Origin of the sequence: Alloalcanivorax venustensis, from assembly GCF_047495515.1 — a bacterium.
Taxonomy (GTDB): domain Bacteria; phylum Pseudomonadota; class Gammaproteobacteria; order Pseudomonadales; family Alcanivoracaceae; genus Alloalcanivorax; species Alloalcanivorax venustensis.
In genome coordinates, this window is the sequence record NZ_CP179934.1 from 1,494,141 (window position 1) to 1,520,177 (window position 26,037).

The window sequence follows — 26,037 nt, forward strand, 5'->3', positions numbered from 1 at the left end:
GCAAGAGAGGGGTTCCGGTTCCCGCCGCGCGGCCCCCAGGATTGCCGAGCCGTTCATAGCGCGGACGCTGCTGGCGGTTTAATCTCGGTGTCTTCGCCAGTCGAGCCGGATTCCTTGCATGAAACACCACGCCTTTTACGCAACCTGGTTGTTACTCCTCGGTCTGCTGACGGTCGGATGCCAAAGCCATCATCGCCATTCCCTGCCCGGCAACCCGGGTCTTCAGGTCGAGCAACTTGAACCCGGCGTCTGGATGCACACCTCCTATAACACCTTCAATGGCGTGGTTTACCCTTCCAACGGGCTGATCGTCCGGGAAGACGATCATCTGGTGCTGCTGGATTCCGCCTGGGGCGCCGAGGCCACCGAAGCGTTACTGGTGTGGATCGACAAGGAGATCGGTCTGCCGGTGGACCGGGCGCTGTCCACGCATTTTCACAGCGACCGCACCGGCGGCGCGGCGGTGTTGGAAGCGGCGGGCATCCCGGTCTGGTCGCACCCGATGACGCAGCGCCTGAGCGCGGAAGCGGGCAACCCGGTGCCGGCCAATGCCTTGAGCGGTCTGGACACCGCGGGCAACACCACCGCTTTCGGTTCCGTGGAGGTGCTCTACCCCGGCGGCGGCCATGCCCGCGATAACATCATGGTTTGGCTGCCCGAGCGGAAGATGCTCTATGGTGGCTGCGCGGTACGCGAGCTGGTCACCGACAACCTGGGGAATACCGCCGACGCCGACCTGGCCCATTGGCCGCAAGCGATTCGTCATGCCCAGGCGGCGTATCCGCAAGCCGAGACCGTGATTCCCGGCCACGGCGAGCCTGGTGGCCCGGAGCTGCTTGAGCACATGCACACGTTGTTTGAGGACAGCGGTACCTGAACAGGGACGGCTTTATGATCAGCGAGGACGTTCGGCGGGATATCCAGGGCCGCCTGCGGGCCATCGAAGAAGAGCACGACGTGCGCGTGCTGTTCGCGGTGGAGTCCGGCAGCCGGGCCTGGGGCTTTCCTTCACCGAACAGTGATTACGATGTGCGTTTTATTTACGCCCATCCCCGCGAGTGGTACCTGTCGCTGGATCTGGAAGAGCGCCGTGATGTCATCGAATGCGAGATCGTCGACGACATCGATCTCAGCGGCTGGGATATTCGCAAGGCCCTGAAATTATTCTGGCAGTCCAACCCGTCGTTCGTGGAGTGGCTGCATTCCCCTATTGTCTATCGCGACGAGGCCGGTTTTGCCGACCGTGCGAGGGCGCTGCTACCTGACATCTACGACGTGAACAAAGGTGTGCATCATTATTGGAGCATGGCGGACAAGAACTACCGCGGCTATCTGAAAGCGAAGTTGGTGCCGCTGAAGAAATACTTTTATGTCCTGCGCCCCCTGTTGGCGATCCGCTGGCTGGAACGTTATCGCTCGCCCGCGCCGGTTGAATTGGAGCGCTTGCGACCGTTGGTGGCCGACGATGAAACGGTGGATAAAGAAATTACCCGCCTGTTGGCGAAAAAACAGCGCAGCGAGGAAAAGGAATTTGTTCCGGTGATGGCGGAGCTGAACGATTTTATTGAAAAAGAACTGTCCCGGCTGTCGCGCTACCCGGGTAACGCCGCGCCGGGCGGTGGCGACTTGAGCCGTCTGAATGCGTTGTTTCGCGATTGCCTGGACAGCGTTTCCGACGCCTGATCACGAGAGAGGCGCCGGCCGAGTCAGCGCGTCCCGGCCGAGGCCGCAACGCGCCGGGGCCCGGGTGCCGGTTCGGATGGCAACTCCAGCAACTCGGTGAGAAATTCCCGCCAGACTTTATAAATCATAAAACGCCCGAGACCGGGGAAACTGCGGAAGCGCGCGTTGGGCAAATCCCCTGCCAGCCCGCGGGCGCTGCCTATGGAGATGATGCGGTCGTCCTCACCGTGCCAGTGCAGGATCGGTACTTTGATTTGCTTCAGGTCCACCAGCCAGGGGTGCTGCATGCGTATGTATTCGTCGATCAGGATGCGCGCGCCCTGGAAGTGGCTGGCGTGCATGCGCTCGATCAGTCGCGCCAGCAGGTCCGGATCGTTGAGCACCGCTTGATCCTCCGGGCACAGCGACTTGGCCAGGCGGGCCAGGTATTTTTCCGGGGAACGCCGCACGCCACGCAACGCTAGACGGCCCACCAGCACGAACAGTCGCGGATCCTTGCGGAAGATGCGCAGAAACATGGCGTGGATGCGGTCGAGCTTGTCCAGTTCGAAGTGCTCAATCGGCACGGTGCTGGCTAGCAGGCCCAGCCGGTCGAACAGATCGGGATGCAGCGCCGCCGCGCACAGCGCATAGGGGCCGCCGCCACAGTACGCCGCCATCGGCGGTCGCTGCAGGCCCAGATGGTGGCACAGGGCGCGGATGTCCGGGCCAAAGTCGCGGAATTCCATGTCCGCTCGGGCAGTGGACAGTCCGTAGCCGGGGCGTACGATCAGAATCATGCGCAGGCCGTTCGCCCGGTACCACTCATCGAAGAGGCGGTGGTCGGGCAGGGCGCTGCCCAGGTTGTCGAGGGTCAGCACCGCTCGTCCCGACGGATCACCGTATTCGAACCAGCTCAACACGCGGCCATCGGGCAGGGTCAGGGTGTGTTCCGGCGTTTGGCTCAGGGCCGGGGGCTGGGCCGCCTGGACCAAGGCATGCCCCATCGCTTGACTGACTAACTGCACCTGACTGTTGGCTTCCAGCTTCGCCATGGTCGACTTAAGCTGACTGCGCGCGGTGTGCACGCTGATCGAGAGCAGCGCCGCGCTTTGACTGAGGTTGCCGATCTTGCAGAGCAGATGCAGCAGGCGGGATTCTGCGTGCGTGATCGGAAATATGGCCTTCAGGGATTCCGGGGATGGCGTCACCACACTGTGGCCGGCCAGCACCCAGACAATGGTTCGGACCCGCGCGATGGTGCCTGGTGCATCGGATTTTTTGACTGGCAGACAGAGCAAGGTCACCGCGTCACGTTGGGAGGTGAGTAGCTGAGTGTGGCGGCCGGCGGCAAGACTGTGAACCCGTTTCAAGCCCTCCTTTAAGGTCCGGTCGGCGAAACGCAGCGTGCCGTCCGGGAGCAACTCGATGGGCGCCTGGGTGAGTGCCTGCCGCGCCGCCGGATTGCATTCCAGGGCGCGCATCCGCTCGTCGAGCATCAGCATGGGCCAGGGCATCTGGTTATACATGCTGTTGAGAATCTGGGTGCGGTCCTCAAGAGCGTGCATATAGGCGCTGCTGCGTACCGCCCGTTCCAGGTGCCCGATCAACTGTTCCACTTCCATGGGTGCGTCGTTGGCGTCGCCGGACGGGCTGTCCTCGGTCCAGCCGGTGATGGTATCGAGCAGGTCCATCCAGTCGCCGGGGGACAAGGCGGTTTCGTAGATCCGACCGATCAGGTCGTTATTCTCATCCTGCAAGGCGTCGGCCCCGGGTTCGGCAAGGTGGTTGTCCGGATCATAGGAAGCGCGCGTCGGGAGCGCAACGAAAAAGACCCCGGGGGCCGGGGTCAAAGGGTGCGGCGAGGCCGAAGCCCGCCGCAGGGGCACGCCTTGCGGCGTTCGGGGGTGAAGCGGTTACTCGGTGACGTCGATCAGTACCACCAGGCCCAGCTCGTTGGGGTCGCCGCCCTGCGGCACCCAGCGGGTGGTGAATACGCCCAGGCTGGCGTCCTGGTTGAAAAAGCCCTCCATGATATTGCTGCCGTCCTGACCGGCGAGGGTCAGGGTGGTGGCGCCGTTGGCGGCGATGCTGGCGGTCAGCGGCTCGTCGACGGTGTCCTGCTCGACGACGAGGTCGCCGCCCAGGCCGGTTTTCTCGACCAGCGTAAAGCTGCCGTTGAGCGTTCCGGCGGTGTTGCTGGTCAGATTGACGTAGCTGTTGAACTGGCTGTTGATCATTTCAATATCGCTGGAGCCATTACCCACGCCATCCAGGGCCACGGACAACAGCATCAGGCGGTACCGCTTGCCACTGACGTCCGGCGCGCTATCGGGCAGTTTGACCATCAGGGTTTTGTTGAACTGGGCCCAGATGTTCTCGTTGTTTTCGGTTTCCGCGAAGGCGATGAAATCGAAGGTGTCGTTGATAAAGCCATCAGTGGGCACGGGCTGGCCGTCTTCGGTGCCGGCGGAAATGATGTCGCCGTCGGCTGAGACGTTGATGGCGTCGCCGGTACTGCCGGTTTCGGAAAGGGTCTGATAGGTGCTGCCGTTGCTTTCCAGCCCTACCCGGTGGCCGGTGGCGTCGCCGTAATCGAAGGTGCCGTCGCCATTGAAGGTGACCACGTTGACCTCGGTCTGCAGTTCGATCACACCGGTTTGCGCGTAGGTTTCCAGGAACACGCGGCCGAAGGCGCCGCTGAGATCCGAATCGCTCATCCCGGACGGTGAGCGGGCGAACACTTCCAGGGCGCGGAATACTTCATCACCCTGGCGATCGTCCGGATTTAGAGCGTCCGGTTCGTCGTCGCCGTTAGTGTCGGTGGTGCCGTAGCGAACCGCCGCTTCCTGAGAAAGAAGGAAGAACAGACCTGTATTCTGAACCTGTTGCAGGTTGTAGATCACTGACGGATAGCGGAACGCGTTGTCGCCGTTGATCTCTTCCTCGAACGCGCCTTCGATGGACAGTATGCCGGAGTCGGTCAGTGTGCCGGAGAGGTTCTCGGATTCGGTGTCGATGTCCGTTTCATAGTAGATCGATCCGGTCGCCACGCTCATGCCGGAGAAATTCGAGTAGGCGCTTTCTTCGCCTTCCAGGGTGATCGCCACGGTATTGCCGCCGCCGTCGGCAAAGTCGAACTGGCCGCGCCACATATCGTTGGCGAAGGTGCCGAAGTTGTCGTTGTCGCTGTCATGCAGGCCGAGGCTGAACGCCGCGCTTCGGTAGTCGCCGGTAACGCTATCCGCGTCGCCGGGTTGCGCCTTGATCACCGCCACCTGTTGTTCCACGAACTCGCCGACTTCCTGGTCCAGTTTGGCGAGCATGTCACTGAGATCGTTGCCGGCGGTGAGGTCAAAGGTGTCCACCTTGCCGCTCAGGGTGACTACGTCCGTGGCCACCAACTGGTCCAGGTCAGTGCCTTCCTCGATGAACTTACGCAGCACGAATTCCGATACCGGGTTGATGTTCACCGCCTGATCGACCACCTGGGCCCGCATTTCAGTGCCGGTGCCGGTAATCCGTACGATTAAATTGCCCGCCAGGTTCACGCCGTCGGGGAGTGTCAGACGGTAGTCGCCGGTGATCGAGGTGACGGTTTCCGCCAGCACCTCGCCCACCGGGTTGCCGGCGTTATCCACCCGCAGTAGCTCGACGGTCGCCCCGCCGACCGGATCCAACCCGGTGATGGCCGCGTGCGCCGGCGGAATCAGCACGTTCAACGCCAATTCGAACAGGCTTGGGGCCTCGTGAAACGCCACGGCGCCGGCCGGTGCCGTGGCGGTGCCGCTGATGGTGCGTGAGGTGGCGCCACCGCCGCCGGCATCGTCGCTGGATGAGGAGGAGCTGCCCCCACACCCCGCCAGAATCGTGACCGACGCCACGCATGCAATGAGGAATAACGCTGCTTTCTTCATGGTTGCCCTTCCGATGTCCAATCAGGTTGGATCGAGCCTAGGGCGTTTGTTAAATGGGCACATACCCCATATGGGGTAAACCGTAATCGATTGTTGGTGGGGCCCTTTAAATCCCACTTTCCATCGCCACGCAGGGGTGATAGGTAAACAACACAAGGAGACAAGCCATGGACGACGATCATCATTCGCAGGCTGTCCCTGGCACCATGTCGGCCATGGTGCTCACCGGCCACGGTGGCGTGGATAAGCTGGTTCACCGCGACGATGTGCCGGTGCCTCGACCCGCGCCGGGCCAAGTGCTGGTGCGCGTCACCGCCACCGCCAAGAACAACACCGACCGTAAGGCCCGTGAAGGCCTGTATCCCACCAAGGACAAGGACGAGGTGGCGTCCTTTCAGATGGGTGGTTCGGCCACGCTCACCTTCCCCCGTATTCAGGGCGCCGACGTGGCCGGGCGGGTTGCCGCGGTCGGTGAAGGCGTGGATCCGGCACGCCTCGGCGAGCGCGGCCTGCTGGATTTCAATCTTTATCCGGACGACCGCCGCGACATCAACCTGACGCCGGACTACTACGGCCACGGCGCCGACGGCGGCTTCGCCGAGTACGTGGCGGTGCCCTCGGACCAGTTCCACACCGTGGACAAGGCGGACCTGGCCGACGCGGAACTGGCGGCCATGGGCATGTGCTCCTACCAGACCGCCCTGCACATGCTCACCTCCGCCAATGTCGTCGCCGGGGAGCGGGTGCTGGTGACCGGCGCCAGCGGCGGTGTCGGCACGGCGCTGATCCAGCTGTGCCGGGTCCTGGGCGCGATTCCCTATGCGTTGAGCACGCCGGACAAGGCGGGCGCCCTGCGTGAGCTGGGCGCCGAAGCGGTGCTCGACCGTTCCGACATGGACGGCTTCACCGACCGGGTCCGCGAGCTGACCGGCGGCGCGCCTCTGGACGCGGTGATGGATCTGGTCGGCGGCGACATGACCGACCGCTTTATCGACGCCATGATCTTCGACATGAAAGCGCGCAACAGCTACCCGCGTCTGAGCATCGCCGGCGCCAGCGGCGGCAACCTGAGTGAGATCATGTGGACGCGCATCTACCTCTATCAGGTGCAGGTGTTCGGCGTCTCCCACGGCACCCGGGAAGAGGCGGAACAGCTGATCGGCTGGATCCGTTCCGGCGAGCTCAAACCGGTGCTGCACGCGGCTTTCAAACTGTCCGACCTGCACCGCGCGGAGGACTACTTCGTCAGCCGCGGCAACAACTTCCTCGGCAAGATCGTCATCGTCCCCGACCGCCAGTGGGCGGACTTCGGCGAACCCTTCGCGTTAAAGGAGACAACCTGATGCGCCAGGAGTTAAGCCTGAACCTCATGGACACCCACGCCGGCGGCGATGTCAGTCGCATTGTTCTCGGCGGTATTGATCCGCTGCCCGGTAAAACCGTGCGCCAGCAAATGGAGTACCTGCGCGACGACGCCGACGGCCTGCGCCGGCTTTTACTGGAGGAGCCCTACGGCATTCCGGAAATGTCGGTGGATCTGATCGTGCCGCCGTCCCACCCGGACGCCAGCGTCGGCTACATCATCATGGAAGTGATGGGCTATGCGATTTACTCCGGCTCCAACACCATCTGCACCGCCACGGCGGTGCTGGAAAGCGGGCTGGTGCCCAAGGAAGAGGGCCGGCAAAGCTTTATGATGGAATCGCCGGCGGGGCTGGTGCACATCGAGGCCCAGGTCCACGACGGCGTGGTGGAATCGATCACCTGCGGCGGCCTGCCCAGCTACATCGACACCCACCGCGCCACCATCCATGTGCCGTCGCTGGGCAACGTCACCTACAGCGTGGCTTACAGCGGCGGGTTCTACGCTCTGGTGGACGCCACCGAGCTGGGCTTTCATCTGACCCTGGATGAGGAGGCGGATCTGGCGCGCTGCGCCCGCGCCATCGTCGAGGCGATTCAGGCGGAGCGCGGCTTTTCCCACTACACCCTGGGCGACGTGGGGCCGCTGCCGTTCCTGCACTTCATGGGCCCGGTGGAGCAGGTGGGGGATCACTTCTACCGCTCCCGCTCCGCCACCTATGTGCACCCCGGCGTGATCTGCCGCAGCACCACCGGCACCGGCACCTCCGCGCGGTTGGCGCTGATGCACCATGAAGGCAGGATCAAACCCGGCGACCGTCTGGAGACCGTCTCCCTGCGCGGCTCCGGCTTTATCGGCGAGTTCATCGACACCCGCCGGGAGGAAGACCACGAGGTGGTGGAAAACACCATCACCGGCAAAAGCTACGTGCTGGCGCACTCCAGAACCGTGGTCAATTGCGAGGACCCGATGGTCGACTGCGGTGGACTGCACCACATCCTCAGCGACGGCCACGACTGACGGCTCTCGCTCTAATCGGAATCGTTGAGGCGCTCCTGTCGCTCCTGTTCTTCCTCAAAGGCGGCTTTGATTTCGGCCAGGACGTCCTCGACGTTGGCGGCTTCGCCGGAGTCCTCGAATACGCCCGTGAGTGACACCTCCGGGTGCAGTTCGCCGGCCTCGTAGAGCGCCCAGATCTCCTCGCCGTAGCGGCTGCCGACCAGGGCCGGGGCGTACTGGCCGTAGTAGCGCGTCATGTTGTTGACGTCGCGCAGCAGGAAGGCTTCGGCGTGGTTGTTGGCGGCGGCGTCCACCGCCTGGGGCAGGTCGATCACCACCGGCCCGTAGGCGTCCACCAGCACGTTGAATTCGGACAGGTCGCCGTGGACCAGCCCGGCGCACAGCATCAGCACCACGTAGTGCATCATCAGGGCGTGGTCTTCCAGCGCCTGTTCCTCGGTGAGCACCACGTCGCACAGGCGCGGCGCCACGTCGCCGGCGTCGTCGGTGATCAGCTCCATCAGCAGTACGCCTTCCAGCATGTCGTAGGGCCGGGGCACGCGCACGCCGGCGTCCGCCAGGCGGCGCAGGGCGTCCACTTCGGCGGTCTGCCAGACCTTTTCCTGCTGATCGCGGCCGAACTTGGAGCCCTTTTCCATGGCCCGGGCACGGCGCGTGCTGCGCACCTTGCGGCCCTCCTGGTAGTGCACCGCCTGCTTGAAGCCGCGCTTGGCGGCCTCCTTGTACACCTTGGCGCACTGCACCCGGTCGCCGCAGCGGACCACATAGATGTCCGCCTCTTTGCCGCTCATCAGCCGGCTGATCACTTCGTCCACCAGGCCGTCATCGACCAGGGGTTGTATCCGTTTCGGGGTTTTCATGCCGCCCTTATACGCTATTCGCCGATGGCGGGCATCCCCTGGTGGAGGGGGTGGTTCACGGCGCTCGGCCGGCGGCGTTGAGTTCCGCCTCCAATTGCCGGTGAAAACGCGGCGCGCTGTACTCAAACGTGCCGAAAGTGAGTACCTGATTGGCGCCGGACGGCAGTCCCTTCTGGATCGATTCCGACAGGTTGTAGTCCTCGGCCAGGGTGCGCCGGTACAGGTCCACGTTGGCTTGCCAGTAACGCTCCGCTTTGTCGCTGTCCGGGGCGGCGGGCAGCAGGGTGATCTCGTGGACACGGGTACGGTTCGGCCCGAGCGGCTCCAGGGTGCTGAACTGGGCGTGGTCGGGCTGCACCAGCACGGTGGTGTTGGGAAAAAAGAAGTACAGAATGTTGCCGTGCCGGCGCGGTTCAAAGCCTTCGGCGTCCGGCGGGTTGGCCGGGTCCAGGTTGGATTTGACCAAATACAGCCGGCGATTGAGTCCCGCTTCGTCGATGATCTGGAGGTTGTCGGTGAACAGGTGCGCGATGGTATTCCGGTGCGCCACCTTGAAGTGGTAGGCCTCTAGGGAACCGTCCACCAGCAGTTTCCAGTTGGCGGCCACCTCATAGTGGCGCGGCGCGTAGGCCACGGGCGCGGACAGATCCAGGGCTTCCAGCTCGCCCATCAATGGATCGAGATGGCTGTCGATATCGCTGTTCGCGAGATCCGGGTCGGCGACTACCCAGACCAGGCCGCCGCGCTCCCGAACGGCCAGGCGCCGCAGCCCGGATTCCGCCTTGTTCAGGCAGGGAAAGCCGAACGCCTGGGGCAGCCCCTTCAGGCTTCCGTCCAGGGCGTAGGTCCAGGCGTGGTAAGGGCAAACAAAGGTCCGGGCGCTGTGGCCGGCGCCTTCGTCCAGCAGGCGGGCGCCCCGGTGGCGACATACGTTGAGGAAGGCCCGCAAGGCGCCGTCCTCCTGACGCACCAGCAGCAAAGGCACGCCCAGCCGGTCGCGGGCCAGCCAGGCGCCAGCGGCGGGCAGTTCGCTGCTGGCGGCCACCGCCTGGGGGCGGCGCCGCATCAGGGCCCGCTCCCGGTCGGCACGGCCGCGGTCCAGATAGCGGTCCACCGGCACCTCGCCGGGGGCGGCCCGGCCTTCCGGCCGCGTCCCGTTGAGCGCCTCCAGGGTGCGCCGGTGAAGGTCTGCACGGACCTCTGGTTTCATGTTGGGGCTCCGGTGTCATCTTGTTGTTCTGATCGGACCAAAATGCGCGTGGCGCCGACAGTCTGTCAATGCGCCCTTGCCGGCTCGGCGCGCTTGCAATGGTGAGGCCTCCTGTGACGTTATAGACGGCTTCGGCGTTGTGTCGTGGCGAAAGAGGAAAAGGGATGTCCAACCGGCGTTGTTTCGGTGTGCTGATGGCGCTGTTCGTGGTGTTGTTTGCGGTGCTGGCGGTGGCGCCCCGCGAGCCGGCGACCTGGGCGATGGAAAACGCCGTGGCGGTGCTGTTCGTCATCGGCCTGTGGGCGACGCGCCGCTGGTTCCGGTTCTCGCGCAGCGCCTACCTGATGATGTTCTCGTTTCTGGCGCTGCATGAGATCGGCGCCCACTACACCTATTCCCATGTGCCCTACGACCAGACCCTGCATACGCTCTTCGGTTTCAGTCCGGACGCGGTGATGGGATGGCGGCGTAACCAGTACGACCGCTTTCTACATCTGCTTTACGGCGTGCTGTTGGTGTTGCCGCTGAGTGAGCTGTGCCGGGAATGGGGCGGGCTGCGGCGGCCTGGCGCGGCGTTGTTCGCTTTCAGCCTGATACTGGCGTCGTCGCTGCTCTATGAGCTGATTGAGTGGGGCGCCGCCGTGGCGCTGGGGGACGGCAGCACCGCCTTTCTCGGCACCCAGGGCGACCCCTGGGACGCCCAGAAGGACATGGCACTGGCCACGGTCGGCGCGCTGGCCTCGCTGGTGATCGCGGCACTGGCACGGCGTATCCGGTGAGCTCTAACCGGATTTTGCATTCGCGCCGTATCCGCGCCGCCGGCCGGGTGTCTACACTGGAACTCGTTCATACACGCCCAATGGCAAGGAGAGCACCATGACCTATAGCGCGGAGTACGCTACCGATCACCCCACCCGGGACGAGGTGGAAGCCATCCGCGAGCCCACCGTGGTGGAATTCGGCCAGCCCGGTTGCGGCCACTGCCAGGCCGCCGCGCCGCTGATCAAGGCGGCGTTCGCCGATTTTACCGGGGTGGTGCACCTGAAACTGGAGGACGCCAAGGGCCGGTTGCTCGGGCGCGCGTTCAAGGTAAAACAATGGCCGACACTGATCTTCCTGCAGGAGGGCGAGGAAGTGGCGCGTCTGGTGCGCCCGCAGAGCGAGCAGGCGGTGCGCGAAGCCCTGGAGAAAATCGACACCAAGGCCTACCGGGACGCTGACCAGGCGGGCACGGGCGGCAGCAAGGATCCGTGAAGAACCGGTTTTAATTTGTGGCGCGCAATTACATTAACAATGTGGTTGCGCGCCCTTTGTCATGCTAAGTTTGCCCGAAATAAAAATAAACATAATTAATGGGGTAAACAATGCGCATTGGTATTGTCGTGGATTCCACCTGCGATTTACCGGAATCCTATTTCGAAAAAAATAATATACAGATTCTTCCCATCTCCATTCGCCTGGGCGACGAACTGTTGGTCGACAAGCGCGACGCGCAGGCCACGCGGCGGTTCTACCAGGAGCAGCTGGATTCGGAAGGCATCCACGCGGAATCCATTCCTTATTCCGTGGATCAGATTCAGGCGGTGTTTCTGGAGCAGCTGGTCATCGATTATGACCTGGTGTTCTGCATTACCGTATCCGGTAAGCGCAGCCTGATTTTTGATAACGCCACCAAGGCCTCGTTCTCGATTCTCAAGCAGTACCAGAAAGTGCGCGCCGACGCCGGCGTGCCCGGCCCTTTCTCGATGCGGGTGATCGACAGTAAAACCCTGTTTTCCGGCACCGCGGTATTGGTGTGCGAGGTGGCTAAAATGATCGAGCAGGGCGCCAACCGTAATGCGATCCGCCTGCGTATCGATGAGATGCTGCCGCACATTTGCGGTTATATGGTGCCGGAGAAACTGGCCTATGTGCGCGACCGGGGTTTCAAGAAGGGCGAGCGCAAAAGCTTTTCCGATTCCATGCGCGGCGTGGCGCTCACCGTGGGATCGGCGCTGTCCATGCACCCGGTGATCCGCATCCACGGCGGTGAGGAAAACCCGGCCACGGTGAACCGCAGCTACGAGAAGTCCGTGCGCCGCATGCTGGAGCACGTCGCCAAGCAGATCCGCGCCGGAAAGTTGATGTCCGGCCACGTTTGTCTCAGCTACGCCGGCGACGCCGCCCGCGTGCCGACCATGCCCGGTTATGCCGAGCTGGAGGCCGCCGCCCGCGAGCACGATGTGCAGCTGCTGGTCTCCACCATGAGCCCCACCGGCGCCATCAACGTGGGCGCCGGCTGCCTGTTCGTGGCGTTCGCCAGCCAGGACGATGAGTTCGAGTAAAGGGGCGGCCCTAGGGCTGCTCCTCCACGGTTTCCGGCGCGCTGGCCGGGGCGGCGCCGTTGGCCGGCCGGCCCCGTAGTAGCTGCGCCGTCATCAGGGCGGTGCCGGCGATGATCACCGCGCCGATGGCGGAATTGGTGTGCAGGGCGGCGCTGAAGCCGGCGCGGGCCGCTTCCAGCACCTGGGCGGCCAGCGCCGGTGGCAGTTGCGCGGCGGCGCCGATGGCGCCCCCCAACGTATCGCCGGCGGCCAGGGTCTGGGCGTCGTTGAGCCCCGCCGGCATGGCGTCCAGCATATGCCGCCGGTAGACCGCCGCGCCGACACTGCCGATCACCGCGATGCCCAGGGCCATGCCCAGCTCGGTGGCGGTTTCCGAAGTGGCCGAGGCGGCCCCCGCCTTGGTGGCCGGCGCCGCGCTCACCACCATGTCGGTGCCGAGGATCATCATCGGCATCACGCCCATGCCCATGATCGTCATGCCCACCACCAGCAGCATCAGGTCGTCGATATCGTTGACCCGCATCAGCGCCGCCAGGCCCACGGCGGCCAGTACCAGGCCGCCGCTCACCAGCCGCGAATGCGGTATATAACGGGTGGCCGCCGGAATCAGTAACGACGCCGCCGTCTGCACCACCGCCGGCGGCAGCATGGCCAGCCCCGCCTGCAGCGGCGACAACCCCAGCACCCCCTGCAGGTACTGAAACACCATCAGCCAGGCGCCGGAGAGCGCCAGGATGGTCAGCATCATGGCCGCCACCGAGGTGCTGAAATGGCGGCTGCGGAACAGGCTCAGGTCGAACATCGGCTCGCTGAGACGGCGCTGGCGCCGGGTGAACACCACTGCCAGGGCCAGGCCCAGCAGCATCGACAGGAACGGCGCCGCGTGCACGCCGTTGCGGGCCAGATCCTTGAGCCCGTAGATCACCGCCAGCACCATCGCCACCGACAGCAGGGCGCTGGGCAGATCCTGGCGGCCGGCGTTCTCGTCGCGGAACTCCGGCAACAACCAGGGACCGCATAGCAACAACAGCAGCATCACCGGCACCCCCAGCAGGAACACCGAGCCCCACCAGAAGAATTCCAGCAAAGCGCCGCCCACCAGCGGGCCGATGGCGCTGCCGACGATAAAACCGGTCATCCACACGGTGATCGCCAGGGTGCGCTCGCGCTCCACCTGGAACATATTGCGCAGTAGCGACAGGGTGGACGGCATCAGCGTGGCGCCGGCCACGCCCAGCAGAGCACGCGCCGCGATCAGGGTTTCCGCGCTCTCGGAGAACGCGGCCATCACCGACGCCAGCCCGAAGGCGCTGGCGCCGGCCAGCAGCAGCTTGCGGCGGCCGATGCGGTCGCCCAGCGTGCCCATGGTCACCAGGAAGCCGGCGATCATGAAGCCGTAGATATCCAGAATCCACAGCAACTGATCGCTGGTGGGCCGCAGGTCGGCGCTGAGATGCGGCGCGGCCAGGTGCAGCACCGTCATATCCAGCGCCAGCAGCACCGTGGGCAGCATCAATACCGCCAGGCCCAGCCATTCGCGGCGGGTCGCCGGGGTCGCGGTGATTTCATCGGGTACAGCGGGGGGCATGGTGGGGTCCTTTCAGTAACGTCCTTCTTCGCGCAACTCGGCCTCGATGGGCCGCACTTCGATAGCGCCGATGCGGGCCGACGGCCAGTGGGCGGCGATCTCCAGCGCGTGCTCGTCGTCGCGGGCTTCGATCAGGAAGTAACCGCCGATCTGCTCCTTGGTTTCCGCGAACGGACCGTCGGTCACCGAACCTTTGCCGTCGCGCACGCGGGCGACCCTGGCGCGGGTGGGGCTTTGCAGGGCCTGGGTGTCGAGCAGCTCGCCGCGCTCGCGCAGCGCCGCCACATAATCCAGGGTTTCCTGGCGCAGTGCCAGCCACTCCTCGCGGCTCAGGGACTTGAGGTCCCGTTCCGCTTCATAAGCCAGACAAAGATATTTCATGTTCGCTCCTGTTAACGGAAGTGTGTCGTCTCACAGTCGTCGTGGCGGCCGCCGTTTCGACAATCCGGGTTTCACGTCGTGATTTCCTCAATACCAGCCTCTGGGCCGGCGCCGGCCTGGCCCTGGGCGTGCACCGCGCGGCACTGGCGGCGGACGACAAGGGCGCGCTGCCCGCTGGCGAAAGCCTGCGCACCCGCGCCATCCCGGCCAGCGGCGAACAAATTCCGGTGGTCGGCGCCGGCACCTCCGGCAGCTTCGTGGCCGAGATCGGCTCGGAGAAGTACCAGCGCCTCAAGGAGGTCATGGCGATCTTCTTCAACAGCGGCGCCACCGTGTTCGATACCTCGCCCAACTACGGCGGCGCGGACAAGGTGCTGGGCGCGCTGCTGGAAGAGGGCGGCTGGCGGGACCAATGCTTCCTGGCCACCAAGATCGCCGCCGACAGCCGCGCCGAGGCCGAGCGGCAGTGGGCCGAATCCCTCAAGGCATTGCGCACCGACAAGGTGGAACTGCTGCAGGTGCACAACCTGCGCGACTGGAAAACCCAGCTGCCTTACGCCCGCGAGCTGAAAGAGCAGGGCAAAACCAAGTATGTGGGTGTCACCCACTACCTGGATCGTGGCCTGGACGAAATGGAGCGGATCCTTCGCAGCGAACCGCTCGATTTTATCCAGATCCACTACTCCATCAACGCGCCGGCGGCGGCGGAAACCGTCCTGCCGCTGGCCCGTGACAAGGGTGTGGCGGTGCTGATCAACCGCGCCTTTGACGACGGCAAGCTGTTTGGCCGGGTGAAGGACAAGCCGCTGCCCGGCTGGGCGCCGGAAGTAGGGGTGGAATCCTGGGCGCAGATGTTCCTCAAGTTCGCCATCAGCCACCCGGCGGTGACCTCGGTGATCCCCGCCACCAGCAAACCCAAGCATCAAAAGGACAACCTGCAGGCCGGCTACGGGCCGCTGCTCAGCGAGGCACAAACCCGGGAACTGATCGCGATGGACCTGTAGCGGCGTGAGCACCTTCGCCCGCTTGTTCAATCTGCACAGCCGGGAAGCGCCTTCGGTGCTTGCCGGTCTGTTGATGTTCTTCCTGCTGTTCACCGGTTATTTCATGCTGCGCCCGGTGCGCGAGACCATGGGCGTGGCCGGCGGCGTGGACAACCTGCAGTGGCTGTTCACCGGCACCTTCGTGGCGACGCTGGCGGTGCTGCCGCTGTTTGGCTGGCTGGCCTCGAGAGTGGCGCGGCGGCGCATCATGCCCTGGGCCTACGGTTTTTTCGTCGCCAACCTGCTGCTGTTCGCCGCGGTTTTCCTGCGCTGGCCGGAAAACCCCTGGGCGGCGCGCAGTTTTTATATCTGGTTGTCGGTGTTCAACCTGGTGGCGATTTCCCTGGCCTGGAGCGTGCTCGCCGACGTGTTCTCCACCACCCAGGCCAAGCGCCTGTTCGGCATGATCGCCGGCGGCGCCAGCCTGGGCGGGCTCACCGGGCCCGGCCTGGGGGCGCTGCTGGTGGCGCCGGTGGGCCATGTGGGCCTGCTGATGCTGGCGGCCCTGTTGCTGGCGGCGAGCGCCGGCGCCGGGGTATGGCTGTACCGTTGGCGCGACCGCAATCCCTTGCCGGCCGGGACGCGGTCGCAGGAGGAAAGCCGCCATGTGCCGCTCGGCGGCAACCCCTTCGAGGGCGCCGCCGAGGTGGCCCGCACCCCGTTTCTGATCGGCATCGCCGTGTTCGTGGTGCTGCTGGCCAGCGTCAGCACCTTTCTCTACTTCGAGCAGGCGCGGCTGGTGGCGGAGCACTTCCCGGACCCCACCCGGCAGACCCAGGTGTTCGGCCTGATCGATACCGTGGTCCAGGGGCTCGCCATTCTCACCCAGATTTTCCTCACCGGGCGCATTGCCCAGCGCCTGGGCATCGGCGTGCTGCTGGTGGCGGTGCCGGTGGTGATCGCCGCCGGCTTCCTGTGGCTGGCGCTGGCGCCCACTTTCGCGGTGTTCGTGGTGATCATGGTGGCGCGCCGGGCCGGGGAATACGCGCTGGTGCGGCCCGGCCGGGAGATGCTCTACACCGTGGTGCCGCCGCAGCAGAAGTTCAAAGCCAAGAACTTCATCGACACTGTGGTCTATCGCGGCGGCGACGCGGTCAGCGGCTGGGTCAAACGGGCGCTGGATCTGCTCGGTGAGCTGCCGGGGCTGGCCATGTTCATCGGCGCCGGCATTGCCCTGACCTGGGCCGGCACCGGCTTTCTGCTGGGGCGGGCCCAGCGGCGCCGGGAAGCGGATCCGGAGGCCCCGGCGCGGCGCTCTTGAAGCGCCGGCCGGGCCGCCGAAAACCGCCAGGGTAAACACGGCGTTTCACGGAAGGCTCACGCCGCCGTGACGACGATGACGGGTTTGGATCACCGGGAGCCCGATAATGATAACAGCGCGCCGCCTGCCCCTTTTGGCCTTGCTCTTCGCGATCCTCTGGTCGCCGTCCGTACTGGCCGCCGGAGGCGATGACGCCGCCGGCGCCGTGCCCGCCCAGGTGTTGAGCGAGCAGGGACGTTACCGGGTGGAAGTGCGCCAGGTGCCCGAGCCGCTGCCCGAGGGCGAGCACTTCAGCCTGGGGTTACGGGTGGTGAGCATGGATAACCCCGACGCGCCCCTGGACGCCTCCGCCGTCTCCGTCGAGGCGGGCATGCGCCACGGCCGTGAAGACGGCTTCGCCCACGGCATGCAGTCCGAACCGCAAGTGAGCGCCCGCGACGGCCTGATCCTGGTGGAGGGGCTGTACTTCCATATGGGCGGTGCCTGGACCCTGCAGGTCGCCATCGACGGTGACGACGGCGAAGACCGGGCCTGGCTGACGCTGCCCTGCTGCGGGGGATGAGCCGGCCCTTGAGAGGCGCCGCCCTGATCGCGGCGCTGGCCCTGGCCGTGACGGTGCCCTGGCTGGCCGCCGCTGGCGCCGGTGACACCGCGTTCACGGACGCCGAGCGGGCCGCGGTGCGGGCGCTGGCGGTGCCGCCGGGCCACACCCCGCCGGAAGTTCCGGACCCGGCGCTGGCGGAGTTCGGCCAGCGCCTGTTCTTCGACCGCCGGCTGTCCGGGGACGGCCGTTTTTCCTGTGCCTCCTGCCACCAGCCGGAACGCGCCTTCACGGACGGCCTGGCCCTGCCGGAGGCGGCCGGGCGCGGCCACCGCAATACTCCGACTCTGATCAACGTGGCGGACAACCCCTGGTTTCAATGGGACGGCGCCGCCGACAGCCTCTGGTCGCAAATGCTTCTGGTGATTGAGAACCCTCGGGAGCTGGATAACGACCGTCTGAACCTGGCGCATACGCTGTATCGAAATAAGGATTTGCGCGCCGCCTACCGGCGCCGCTTCGGCCCCCTGCCGCCGATGTCCGAGGGCACGCGTTTCCCGGCCCACGGCTCGCCCCAGGCCGCATCCGACTCGCCCGAAGGCCGGGCCTGGCGGCGCATGGCGGCGGCGGACCAGGAGGCGGTCAACCGGGTGATGGCCAATCTGGGCGTGGCGCTGGCCGCCTGGCAGCGGCGGCTGGTGCGCTATGATTCGCCGTTCGACCGCTTCGCCGCCGCGCTCGCCGACAACCCGGACCCGCCGCCGGACGACGCCTTCCCCGCCGCCGCCCGGCGCGGGCTCAAGCTGTTCGTCGGCGAGGCGCAATGCACGCTCTGCCACAGCGGCCCGGATTTCAGCAACCAGGCGTTCCACAACCTGGGCGTGCCGGTCACGGACCACCGGGACACCGGCCGGGAGCAGGGGCTGCGGCGCCTCGCCGCGAGCCCGTTCAACGCCGCCGGGCCCTACGCGGGCGATGACGGCGACGCCGACCGTCTGCGTTTCCTGCCACCGCCGGCAAGCCAGCGCGGCGCCTTCAAGACTCCCAGCCTGCGCAACGTGGCGCGCACCGCGCCGTATTTCCACGACGGGCGCTTCGCCACGCTGGAACAGGCGGTGCGGTTTTACCTGGAGCCACCGGACGGCGACACCCTGGGCAAGCGCGAAGACACCCTGGACCTGATCCCCGATCTCACCGACCGCCAGGTGGCGGATCTGGTCGCCTTCCTGAAAACCCTGAACAGCGCGCCGCTGCCCGAGGCCGTTACAGCGCCGCCGTCTCCTTAAACGCGGTAACCTCCGCCACCAGCCAGTCGCTGAACGCGCTCAGGCTGGGGTCTTCCGCTTTGCGCTCCGGCAATACCAGGTGGTAGGCCTTGGCGGTGCGGTAGCTGTGCTGAAACGGCACAACCAGCCGCCCGGCCTCCAGCTCCTGGCGGATCAGGAAGGGCGGAATCAGCGCCACGCCCATGTCCTGCATGGCCGCCTCGGCGAGCATGGAGAACAGCTCGTAGCGCGGGCCGGCCATGTCCTGGTCCACCCGCAGGCCCAGCGAATCAAACCATTCCCGCCAGGCGTAGGGGCGCGTAGTCTGTTGAAGCAGGGTCTGTTCGGCGAGCTGCTGCGGAGTGCGCACGCCGTTGGCGTTGAGCAGGCGCGGGCTGCACACCGGCACCGGCTCTTCGTGCATCAGCGCGGTGGTGCGGGTGCCGGGCCACTCGCCGTCGCCGAAGTAGATGGCGGCGTCGAATTCGGTGTCCGCGAACAGGAACGGTCGGGTGCGGTTGGTCAGGTTCACGGTGATGCCCGGGTGGGCGTCGTGGAAGCCGCGCAGCCGGGGCAGCAGCCAGCGGGTGGCGAAGGTGGGCACCACCGCCAGTTCCAGGGTCTGCCCGGGGCCGTGCTGGCCCATCACCGCCAGGGTGTCGCGCTCCAGATCGTCCAGGCGCGCGGTGACCCGGCGGCTGTAGGTACGGCCGGCCTCGGTGAGCTGCACGCCGCGCCGGGTGCGCCGGAACAGCTTCACGCCCAGGAAGTCCTCCAGGTTGGCGATCTGCCGGCAGATGGCGCTCTGGGTCAGGGCCAGCTCTTCCGCCGCCTTGGTGAAACTCTGGTGGCGGGCGGCGGCCTCGAAGCCGACCAGGGCGGTGGTGGCGGGGATTTTTCGGCGCATGATTCACTCGCTTGATATCAACAAGTGACAAAATAGCACAGGTTGGTGCAATTTTATCGTTTGAAAGCGGTGCGCCGTTCTCCCTAGGATGACGCCCAAATCCAATAATGACACCGGTTTGCGGCGCCCCGGGGCGTGACAGGCCGACTTTGGTTCGGAATGAAGAGGACGAATTCCATGGCACAGAACGCATCTTTTGATTGGGCCAGCCCGCTGCTGCTGGACCAGCAACTCACCGAAGACGAGCGCATGGTGCGCCAGACCGCCGAGCAATACGCCCAGAACAAGCTGGCGCCGCGTGTCCTGGAAGCCTTCCGCCATGAGAAGACCGACCCGGAAATCTTCCGCGAAATGGGCGAGCTGGGCCTGCTCGGCGCCACCATCCCGGAAGCCTACGGCGGCGCCGGCATGAACTATGTGTGCTACGGCCTGATCGCCCGCGAAGTGGAGCGGGTGGATTCCGGCTACCGCTCGATGATGAGCGTGCAGTCCTCCCTGGTGATGGTGCCGATCAACGAATTCGGCAGCGAAGAGCAGAAGCAGAAGTACCTGCCCAAGCTGGCCAGCGGCGAGTGGATCGGCTGCTTCGGCCTGACCGAGCCGGACCACGGCTCCGACCCGGGCAGCATGGCCACCCGCGCCAAGAAAGTGGACGGCGGCTACAGCCTCACCGGCAACAAGATGTGGATCACCAACAGCCCGATCGCCGACGTGTTCGTGGTGTGGGGCAAGACCGAAGACGGCAAGATCCGCGGCTTTATTCTGGAAAAAGGCTGGGAAGGCCTGTCCGCCCCGGCGATCCACGGCAAGATGGGCCTGCGCGCCTCCATCACCGGTGAAATCGTCATGGACAATGTGTTCGTGCCGGAAGAGAACATGTTCCCCGAAGTGACCGGCCTGAAAGGTCCGTTCACCTGCCTGAACTCCGCCCGCTACGGCATCTCCTGGGGCGCGCTGGGCGCCGCCGAGGACTGCTGGCACAAGGCGCGCCAGTACACCCTGGACCGCAAGCAGTTCGGCCGCCCGCTGGCCGCCAACCAGCTGATCCAGAAAAAACTGGCTGACATGCAGACCGAGATCACCCTGGGCCTGCAAGGCTGCCTGCGCCTGGGCCGCATGAAGGACGAAGGCACCGCGGCGGTGGAAATCACCTCCATCATGAAGCGCAACTCCTGCGGCAAGGCCCTGGACATCGCGCGGATGGCCCGCGACATGCTCGGCGGCAACGGTATCTCCGACGAGTTCGGCGTGATCCGTCACCTGGTGAACCTGGAAGTGGTCAACACCTACGAAGGCACCCACGACGTGCACGCGCTGATTCTGGGCCGCGCCCAGACCGGCCTGCAGGCCTTCACCGGCGAATGACCGGGACGCAAACGGGCGCCGCCAAGGGCGCCCTGGACGGCCTCCGCGTCCTGGATTTGTCGCGGGTGCTGGCCGGCCCCTGGGCCGGTCAGATCCTCGGCGATCTGGGCGCCGAAGTGATTAAAGTCGAGCGCCCCGGCCGGGGCGACGACACCCGCGCCTGGGGCCCGCCCTATCTCAACGACGGCCAGGGCGCGCCCACCTCCGAATCCGCCTACTACCTGAGCGCCAACCGCAACAAGCAGTCGGTCACCATCGACATCACCCGCCCGGAAGGCCAGCGGCTGGTGAAAGAGCTGGTGGCGGAAAGCGACGTGCTGTTGGAGAACTTCAAGGTCGGCGGCCTCAAGCGCTACGGCCTGGATTATGCGTCCCTGGCGGCGATCAATCCGCGCCTGATCTACTGTTCGATCACCGGCTTCGGCCAGGACGGGCCCTACGCGGAGCGGCCGGGCTATGACTTTCTGATCCAGGGCCTGGGCGGCCTGATGAGCATCACCGGCCAGCCGGACGGCGAACCCGGCGGCGGTCCGGTGAAAGCCGGCGTCGCCCTCACCGACATCACCACCGGCCTGTACGCGGCCATCGCGGCGCTGGCGGCGGTGAACCATCGCCACCAAACCGGCCAGGGCCAGCACATCGACATGGCCCTGCTGGACGTGCAGGTGGCCACCCTGGCCAACCAGGCGATGAACTTCCTCACCAGCGGCACCGCCCCCGGGCGCATGGGCAACGCCCACCCCAATATCGTGCCCTACCAGACGTTCCCCGCCGCCGACGGCGACATCATTCTCACCATCGGCAACGACGGCCAGTTCGCCCGCTTCTGCGAGGTCGCCGGCCGCCCGGAGTGGGCCAGCGACGAGCGCTACGCCACCAACGCCGCCCGGGTGGCCAACCGTGATACGCTGATTCCGGCCCTGCGCCAGACCACGGTGATGAAGACCACCGCCGAGTGGCTGCGCCTGCTTGAGGAAGCCGGCGTGCCCGGCGGCCCGGTGAACACCATCGAGCAGGTATTTCAGGACCCGCAGGTGCAACACCGGGGGCTGCGCATCGATCTGTCTCACCCGTTGACGAAAAGCGTGCCCCTGGTGGGCAGCCCCCTGCGCCTGTCCGGCTCGCCGGTGCGTTACGCCAGTGCACCGCCGCTGCTCGGCGAGCACACCGGCGACGTGCTGAGCCAGGTGCTGGGCCTGGACGCGGCCGCCATCGAACAGCTGCGGCGCGACGGCGTTATCTGACCGGAACGGACTGATTGGAGCGGGCACTGTCCATTGGTATGCTAGCCAAATGGACAGTGCCCCGATCGCCAACGTCACCCTGGACGACCCGTTTTACTACCTGCACCACTTCCACGAAGTGCTGAGCTGGGTGGCGTCCCGCCATGGCGATCTGCTGAACGACGACGAGCTGGCCTTCGTGTCGGCGTTTGGCGCACTGCCCCGGCCGGCCCGGGCGCTGCTGGTGCGCATGGTGATGCGCAAGGGCGAACACTTCCGGGCCGACAAACTGGTTTACCCGGAGATCGGCGACACCCTCAGCGCCGCCGCGCCGTTGATCGATCACGGCTGGCTGGCCCCGGCCCCGGCGCTGGACCTGCCGACCCTGTTCCGGTTGTTCACCAAGGCGGAACTGCGCCCTCTGTTGCGTGAGCCGCTGGCCGCCGCCGGGGTGCCGGCCTCGGCGCGCAAGGCCGACTGGCTGGACGCGCTCTCCGCGCACGAAGAGCTGTACCTGGCGCCGCCGGACACGCCGGTGTACCGCCTCACCCTGATGCCCCTGTGCGACCGCTTCCGGCTGATGTTCTTCGGCAATCTTTACCAGGAGTGGTCCGAGTTCGTGCTCAGCGATCTGGGCACCTTCCAGTACGAGCCGGTGAGTTTCAGCCAGGGCGTGCGGCCGTTTCAGAGCCGGCGGGACGTGGACGCCTACCTGCACCTGAACGCCTGCCGGGACCGGTTCCAGGCGGGCGACGCCCTGGAGGAGGTGGAAGCGGCGCTGCCGCCGGCGCCGGATAGCCCTTGGGCCCGGGAGCGCTGGGACCGGCTGTGTTTCAAGCTGGCGCGGGAGTGGGAGCGGGCCGGCGAACTGGAACGGGCCGGCGCGCTGTATCACCACTGCCGCCACCCGGGCGCCCGGGGCCGGCACCTGCGGGTGCTGGAGCGCCGGGAACAGTATGACGCCGCCCTGACCTTGGCCCGGGAAGCGGACCAGGCCCCGGAAAGCGAAGCGGAGCGCCAGCAACTGCGGCGCCTACTGCCCCGGCTGCACCGCAAGCTGGGCCTGCCCCGGCCAACCCCGGCGGCGCCGGCCCGGCCCCAGGTGCTGCACCTGTCCCTGCCGCCGGCGGCCAGTGTGGAGCAGGCGGCGGCGCTCGCCCTGGCCACGCCCGAGGCGCCGGTCCATTACGTGGAGAACAGCCTGATCCCGGGGCTGTTCGGGCTGCTGTTTTGGGACGCGATCTTCGCGCCGGTGCCCGGCGCCTTCTTCCACCCGTTCCAGAGCGGCCCGGCGGATTTGCACCACCCGGAGTTTCGCCATCGCCGCCGGGCCGAATTCGACGCCGGCTTCCAGGCCTTGGCGGACGGCGAGCACCGGGCGCGGATCCTGGCCCGCTACCGGGAAAAGTTCGGTCGCCTGTCGCCGTTCGTGCACTGGGGCCGGCTCTCCGAAGCGCTGCTGGCACAGGCGCTGGATTGCCTGCCCGCCGATCACCTTGCCCTGTGCTTTGAACGGTTGCTGGCGGACATCGCCGCCAACCGCGCCGGCCTGCCGGACCTGATCCAGTTCTGGCCGGCGCAGCGTCGCTACCGGATGGTGGAAGTGAAAGGCCCCGGCGACCGGCTCCAGGACAACCAGCGCCGCTGGCTGGATTTTTTCATCGCCCGCGACCTGCCGGTGGCGGTCTGCCAGGTGACGTGGCGATGACCGACGCCATCGGGACGCCCAACACCTACACTGTGGCGGTGCGCGCCCTGTGCGAGTTCACCGCCAAGGCCGGCGACCTGGACCTGCGGTTCACGCCGTCGCCCACCGCCCAGGAAGGCATCGCAGGCCACGCCGTGGTGGCCGGCCGCCGGGGCGAGGGTTACGAAAACGAGGTCGCGTTGAGTGGCGAGTTCAAACACCTGAAAGTGCGCGGCCGCGTCGACGGCTACGACCCCAAGCGCAACCGATTGGAAGAGGTGAAAACCTTCCGCGGTGATCTCGACCTGATGCCCGCCAACCACCGCGCCCTGCACTGGGCCCAGGCGAAAATCTACGGCTGGCTGCTGTGCGCCGAGCGGGGGCTGGACGAACTGGAACTGGCGCTGGTCTATTTCGACATCGTCAAACAGAAGGAAACCCCGCTGCGCGAAACCCACAGCGCGGAAGACCTGCGCGCCTTCTTTGAAACCCAGTGCGAGATATTCATTCACTGGGCCGACCAGGAACTGGCGCACCGCGAGGCCCGCGATCAGGCCCTAACCGGCCTGGCGTTTCCCCACGAACGCTTCCGGCCCGGGCAACGGGAACTGGCGGAAGCGGTGTATAAAAGCGCCAGCACCGGCCGCTGCCTGCTCACCGAAGCGCCCACCGGCATCGGCAAGACCGTCGGCACCCTGTTCCCGCTGCTCAAAGCCATGCCCGGCCAGAAACTGGATAAAATCTTTTTTCTCAGCGCCAAAACCCCCGGCCGCAAGCTGGCACTGGACGCGCTGGAAACCCTGGACCCGGCGCCCCTGCGCACGCTGGAACTGGTGGCCCGCGACAAAAGCTGCGAACACCCGGACAAAGCCTGCCACGGCGAATCCTGCCCGCTGGCGCAGGGGTTCTATGACCGGCTTCCCGCCGCCCGCGCCGCCGCCGCCAAAGAAACCCGGCTGACCCAGGGGCGCCTGCGCGAACTGGCCCTCGAACACAGCGTCTGCCCCTACTACCTGAGCCAGGAAATGGCGCGCTGGAGCGACCTGGTGGTGGGCGACTACAACTACTACTTCGACCTCAGCGCGCTGCTGCACGGCCTCACCACCAGCAACCAATGGCGCGTCGCCGTGCTCGCCGACGAAGCGCACAACCTGGTGGAGCGGGGCCGGGGCATGTACTCCGCCGAGCTGGATCAGGGCGCTTTCCGCGCCGTCAAAAAACAAGCGCCGGTGGCGCTCAAAAAAGCCTTCGAAAAACTGCACCGGCAATGGAACAGCCTGAACCGGGACAGCGAAGCGGACGACCCGCACAGCGACTATCAGGTGCAGCCGGAACCGCCCATCGCTTTTCTGAACACGCTGCAAAGCACCGCCGCCGCCATCACCGATTACCTGGCCGAGCAACCCTTCGCCCTGGACAGTGATCTCACCCGTTTTTATTTCGATGCGCTGCACTTTTTAAGGGTGGCGGAACTGTTCGATGACGACGCCTTTCTGTTCGATATTACCTGGCATCAAAGCCTGAAAGGCCGGCGCGCCAGCCGTCTCTGTTTGCGCAACGTGGTCCCCGCCGCGCTGCTGCGCCCGCGCTTTGAAAGCACCCGCAGCACGGTGCTGTTCTCCGCCACCCTGCGCCCGCCGCGTTACTACGCTGATCTGCTCGGCCTGCCGGACAACACTGCCTGGAGCGAAGTGGCGTCGCCGTTCCAGGCCGATCAGTTGCAAGTGCGCGTGGCGCGCCGTATCTCCACCCGCTTTCGCGACCGCCCGGCCTCGCTGATCCCCATCGCCGACCTGATCGCCGATCAATACCAGCAACGGCCCGGCAACTACCTGGCCTTCTTCAGCAGCTACGACTACCTGGACCAGGCCCTCGCCACCCTGCGCCAGCGCCACCCGGACCTCACCGTCTGGGCCCAGGACCGGCGCATGGACGAAGCCGCCCGCGACGCCTTCCTGGAACGCTTCCAGGCCCACAGCCAGGGCATCGGCTTTGCCGTGCTCGGCGGCGCCTTCGCCGAAGGCATCGACCTGCCCGGCGCCCGCCTGATCGGCGCCTTCGTCGCCACCCTCGGCCTGCCGCAAATGAACCCGGTCAACGAGCAGTTCAAACAACGCATGGCGGCCCTGTTCGGCGACGGCTACGACTACACCTACCTCTACCCCGGCCTGCAGAAAGTGGTGCAGGCCGCCGGCCGCGTGATCCGCACCGAAACCGACCGGGGCGTGGTGCACCTGATCGACGACCGTTTCGCACGCGGCGAAGTGAAGGCGTTGCTGCCGGTGTGGTGGACGGTGCAGTAACCCGCTGCCAGAGCATTCTGGAACCGAGTTCACACTTCGTTGCCGACTGGCTGATTTCTTACAGCCGGTGTAAGCGATCTCTTATGCATCTTGTTGGTTAGCTTTGCTAGTTTTGGC

At 65.9% G+C, this 26,037-nt stretch carries 22 protein-coding genes; 15 read left to right on the top strand and 7 right to left on the bottom strand.

The features are described from left to right. Positions 1 to 118: 118 nt before the first annotated feature. Both bla and ACMG4O_RS07205 read left to right on the top strand, forming a co-directional pair. Positions 119 to 877, top strand: a complete 759-nt coding sequence (gene bla / locus ACMG4O_RS07200; protein WP_414434757.1) for a subclass B1 metallo-beta-lactamase — start codon at positions 119 to 121, stop codon at positions 875 to 877. A 14-nt stretch (positions 878 to 891) separates the two neighbouring features. Continuing rightward, on the top strand, positions 892 to 1,683 hold the full coding sequence (locus ACMG4O_RS07205) for a DNA polymerase beta superfamily protein (RefSeq protein WP_414434758.1): 792 nt from the start codon (positions 892 to 894) through the stop codon (positions 1,681 to 1,683). Positions 1,684 to 1,706: 23 nt separating this feature from the next. Here the strand turns inward: ACMG4O_RS07205 and ACMG4O_RS07210 are convergent, their stop codons facing one another. After that, positions 1,707 to 3,422, bottom strand: a complete 1,716-nt coding sequence (locus ACMG4O_RS07210) for an alpha/beta fold hydrolase (RefSeq protein ID WP_370202249.1) — start codon at positions 3,420 to 3,422, stop codon at positions 1,707 to 1,709. Positions 3,423 to 3,578: 156 nt separating this feature from the next. Further along, entirely contained in the window at positions 3,579 to 5,579 is a 2,001-nt protein-coding gene (locus ACMG4O_RS07215) for a hypothetical protein (RefSeq protein ID WP_142948547.1), read from the bottom strand. A 167-nt stretch (positions 5,580 to 5,746) separates the two neighbouring features. On the opposite strand from ACMG4O_RS07215, the gene ACMG4O_RS07220 reads away from it, so the two are divergent. Continuing rightward, a complete protein-coding gene (locus ACMG4O_RS07220) occupies positions 5,747 to 6,922 on the top strand; it encodes a zinc-binding dehydrogenase (protein WP_142948548.1) in 1,176 nt (391 codons plus the stop codon). Continuing rightward, the gene (locus ACMG4O_RS07225; RefSeq protein WP_142948549.1) at positions 6,922 to 7,962 is read left to right on the top strand and encodes a proline racemase family protein; all 1,041 of its coding nucleotides are present in this window, start codon (positions 6,922 to 6,924) and stop codon (positions 7,960 to 7,962) included. Before ACMG4O_RS07220 ends, ACMG4O_RS07225 begins: the two co-directional genes overlap by 1 nt. An 11-nt stretch (positions 7,963 to 7,973) precedes the next feature. Here ACMG4O_RS07225 and ACMG4O_RS07230 read toward each other — a convergent pair whose 3' ends face one another. Together ACMG4O_RS07230 and ACMG4O_RS07235 are read right to left on the bottom strand one after the other, a co-directional pair. Continuing rightward, the gene (locus tag ACMG4O_RS07230; protein ID WP_142948550.1) at positions 7,974 to 8,822 is read right to left on the bottom strand and encodes a PA4780 family RIO1-like protein kinase; all 849 of its coding nucleotides are present in this window, start codon (positions 8,820 to 8,822) and stop codon (positions 7,974 to 7,976) included. A 55-nt stretch (positions 8,823 to 8,877) separates the two neighbouring features. Continuing rightward, entirely contained in the window at positions 8,878 to 10,032 is a 1,155-nt protein-coding gene (locus ACMG4O_RS07235) for an aromatic ring-hydroxylating oxygenase subunit alpha (RefSeq protein ID WP_414434759.1), read from the bottom strand. A 164-nt stretch (positions 10,033 to 10,196) separates the two neighbouring features. On the opposite strand from ACMG4O_RS07235, the gene ACMG4O_RS07240 reads away from it, so the two are divergent. The 3 genes from ACMG4O_RS07240 to ACMG4O_RS07250 all read left to right on the top strand — a co-directional run bounded on the left by ACMG4O_RS07240 (position 10,197) and on the right by ACMG4O_RS07250 (position 12,356). Beyond that, on the top strand, positions 10,197 to 10,811 hold the full coding sequence (locus ACMG4O_RS07240) for a DUF2238 domain-containing protein (protein ID WP_414434760.1): 615 nt from the start codon (positions 10,197 to 10,199) through the stop codon (positions 10,809 to 10,811). 97 nt (positions 10,812 to 10,908) lie between these two features. Then, a complete protein-coding gene (locus ACMG4O_RS07245; RefSeq protein ID WP_142948552.1) occupies positions 10,909 to 11,286 on the top strand; it encodes a thioredoxin family protein in 378 nt (125 codons plus the stop codon). A gap of 110 nt (positions 11,287 to 11,396) precedes the next feature. After that, entirely contained in the window at positions 11,397 to 12,356 is a 960-nt protein-coding gene (locus ACMG4O_RS07250; RefSeq protein ID WP_194855755.1) for a DegV family protein, read from the top strand. 10 nt (positions 12,357 to 12,366) lie between these two features. Here the strand turns inward: ACMG4O_RS07250 and ACMG4O_RS07255 are convergent, their stop codons facing one another. Continuing rightward, positions 12,367 to 13,944: an MFS transporter gene (locus ACMG4O_RS07255; RefSeq protein ID WP_414434761.1), complete on the bottom strand. Its 1,578-nt coding sequence runs from the start codon at positions 13,942 to 13,944 to the stop codon at positions 12,367 to 12,369. A 12-nt stretch (positions 13,945 to 13,956) separates the two neighbouring features. Beyond that, on the bottom strand, positions 13,957 to 14,325 hold the full coding sequence (locus ACMG4O_RS07260; protein WP_414434762.1) for a YciI family protein: 369 nt from the start codon (positions 14,323 to 14,325) through the stop codon (positions 13,957 to 13,959). A 41-nt stretch (positions 14,326 to 14,366) separates the two neighbouring features. On the opposite strand from ACMG4O_RS07260, the gene ACMG4O_RS07265 reads away from it, so the two are divergent. The 4 genes from ACMG4O_RS07265 (at position 14,367) to ACMG4O_RS07280 (ending at position 18,456) form a co-directional block, all read left to right on the top strand. Continuing rightward, positions 14,367 to 15,329: an aldo/keto reductase gene (locus ACMG4O_RS07265; RefSeq protein ID WP_414434763.1), complete on the top strand. Its 963-nt coding sequence runs from the start codon at positions 14,367 to 14,369 to the stop codon at positions 15,327 to 15,329. Positions 15,330 to 15,333: 4 nt separating this feature from the next. Then, a complete protein-coding gene (locus ACMG4O_RS07270) occupies positions 15,334 to 16,629 on the top strand; it encodes an NTP/NDP exchange transporter (RefSeq protein WP_335629591.1) in 1,296 nt (431 codons plus the stop codon). A 106-nt stretch (positions 16,630 to 16,735) separates the two neighbouring features. Next, positions 16,736 to 17,191 (top strand): hypothetical protein, encoded by a 456-nt coding sequence (locus ACMG4O_RS07275; RefSeq protein WP_414434764.1) that lies wholly within the window; start codon positions 16,736 to 16,738, stop codon positions 17,189 to 17,191. Between the two features lie 8 nt (positions 17,192 to 17,199). Further along, on the top strand, positions 17,200 to 18,456 hold the full coding sequence (locus tag ACMG4O_RS07280; RefSeq protein ID WP_414434765.1) for a cytochrome-c peroxidase: 1,257 nt from the start codon (positions 17,200 to 17,202) through the stop codon (positions 18,454 to 18,456). On the opposite strand, the gene ACMG4O_RS07285 is transcribed toward ACMG4O_RS07280, so the two are convergent. Further along, positions 18,434 to 19,342: a LysR family transcriptional regulator gene (locus ACMG4O_RS07285; protein ID WP_142948559.1), complete on the bottom strand. Its 909-nt coding sequence runs from the start codon at positions 19,340 to 19,342 to the stop codon at positions 18,434 to 18,436. The two genes, ACMG4O_RS07280 and ACMG4O_RS07285, sit on opposite strands and share 23 nt — an antisense overlap. 177 nt (positions 19,343 to 19,519) lie before the next feature. Here ACMG4O_RS07285 and ACMG4O_RS07290 point away from each other — a divergent pair, with 177 nt between their 5' ends. The 4 genes from ACMG4O_RS07290 to ACMG4O_RS07305 are packed head-to-tail and all read left to right on the top strand — an operon-like array spanning position 19,520 to position 25,920. Continuing rightward, positions 19,520 to 20,707 (top strand): acyl-CoA dehydrogenase, encoded by a 1,188-nt coding sequence (locus ACMG4O_RS07290; RefSeq protein ID WP_414434766.1) that lies wholly within the window; start codon positions 19,520 to 19,522, stop codon positions 20,705 to 20,707. Beyond that, positions 20,704 to 21,951: a CaiB/BaiF CoA transferase family protein gene (locus tag ACMG4O_RS07295; RefSeq protein ID WP_414434767.1), complete on the top strand. Its 1,248-nt coding sequence runs from the start codon at positions 20,704 to 20,706 to the stop codon at positions 21,949 to 21,951. The genes ACMG4O_RS07290 and ACMG4O_RS07295 overlap by 4 nt, the downstream gene beginning before the upstream one ends. A 49-nt stretch (positions 21,952 to 22,000) precedes the next feature. Further along, positions 22,001 to 23,638, top strand: coding sequence for a VRR-NUC domain-containing protein (locus ACMG4O_RS07300; RefSeq protein WP_414434768.1), 1,638 nt, complete (start codon positions 22,001 to 22,003; stop codon positions 23,636 to 23,638). Next, the gene (locus ACMG4O_RS07305) at positions 23,635 to 25,920 is read left to right on the top strand and encodes a helicase C-terminal domain-containing protein (RefSeq protein WP_414434769.1); all 2,286 of its coding nucleotides are present in this window, start codon (positions 23,635 to 23,637) and stop codon (positions 25,918 to 25,920) included. The genes ACMG4O_RS07300 and ACMG4O_RS07305 overlap by 4 nt, the downstream gene beginning before the upstream one ends. Positions 25,921 to 26,037: the final 117 nt, after the last annotated feature.